General features: G+C 73.1%; 1 protein-coding gene and 2 pseudogenes. All 3 read right to left on the reverse strand.

The genetic code is table 11. The features are described 5' to 3' along the window. Positions 1 to 292: pseudogene (locus G6018_RS11360) on the reverse strand (cobyrinic acid a,c-diamide synthase); the annotation flags it as partial. Next, the gene (gene cobO / locus G6018_RS11365; RefSeq protein WP_182639643.1) at positions 286 to 900 is read right to left on the reverse strand and encodes a cob(I)yrinic acid a,c-diamide adenosyltransferase; all 615 of its coding nucleotides are present in this window, start codon (positions 898 to 900) and stop codon (positions 286 to 288) included. The pseudogene G6018_RS11360 and the gene cobO, both read right to left, overlap by 7 nt. Beyond that, a pseudogene (locus G6018_RS11370) lies at positions 900 to 1,144 on the reverse strand (magnesium chelatase); the annotation flags it as partial. The gene cobO and the pseudogene G6018_RS11370, both read right to left, overlap by 1 nt.

Consider the following 1,144-nt stretch of genomic DNA (forward strand, 5'->3'; position numbering starts at 1 on the left):
CGATCACCGCGACGTCGGCCGGCCGCGGCGCGGCCTGCGCGCCGTGTAGCAGGAGGGGCACGATTCTGTGCTCGCCGACCAGGTGCGGGTCGAGGTTGCGGCCCGGCCGCCCCGTCGCGAGCTCGTGGTAGCCCGGGTCGATGTAGTCGGGGCCGACCTTGTGGCCCGAGACCGTCAGGCCCCTGCGCCGCAGGGCCGCCATGAGCCCGGTGGCGACGGTGGTCTTGCCGTGACCCGACGCCGGAGCGGCCACCACGAGCCGGGGCAGGTCGGTGCGCGATCCGGTCACCATTCGATCCCCCTCTGACCCTTCTGGCCGGCGTCCATCGGGTGCTTGACCTTGGTCATCTCGGTGACGAGGTCGGCGACCTCGATCAGCCGGGGGGCGGCGTCGCGGCCGGTGATCACCACGTGCTGCCGACCGGGCCGCGAGGTCAGCGTCTCGACCACGTCCTCGACGTCCACCCAGCCCCACTTCATCGGGTAGGTGAACTCGTCGAGCAGGTAGAGGTCGTGCCGCTCGTCGGCGAGCCGGCGCTTGATCTCCGCCCAGCCCTCGGCGGCGTCCGCGGCGTGGTCCTCCTCGGTGCCGTCCTTGCGCGACCACGACCAGCCCGAGCCCATCTTGTGCCACTCCACGGGCCCGCCCTCACCGGTCTCGGCGTGCAGGCGGGCGAGCCGCTCCATGACCGTCTGCTCGCCGATGCGCCACTTGGCGGACTTGACGAACTGGAACACCCCGATGTCCCACCCCTGGTTCCAGGCACGCATGGCCAGGCCGAACGCGGCCGTGGACTTCCCCTTGCCGGGCCCGGTGTGGACCATGATCAGGGGCTTGTTGCGGCGTTGCCGGGTGCTCAGCCCGTCGTCGGGCACGCGGGCCGGTTGTCCCTGCGGCATCAGGCCACCTCTCCCTCTGTCAGCGCCGTGGTGCGGCGGTCAGGGGCCGTGTGGGTGCGGACGGTGTGGGTCAGTCCCTCGGCCGTCACCTCGCCCAGCGGGATGTGCTCGGCGCCCAGGTGCGTGGCGAGCTCGGAGGCCAGGCCCATGCGGAACCGGCCGCTCTCGCAGTCCACCACCACCGACGCCACGCCTAGGGAGGCCAGCCCGGCCGCCGCGGCGCGGGACCGGGCGAGGGCGTCCG

Source organism: Dietzia sp. DQ11-44 (assembly GCF_014145205.1).
GTDB classification, from domain to species: domain Bacteria; phylum Actinomycetota; class Actinomycetes; order Mycobacteriales; family Mycobacteriaceae; genus Dietzia; species Dietzia natronolimnaea.

What these genes read in the sequence shown, in the direction of transcription:
- cobO (WP_182639643.1), bottom strand. Translation starts at nt 900, where the DNA reads ATGCCGCAGGGACAACCGGCCCGCGTGCCCGACGACGGGCTGAGCACC.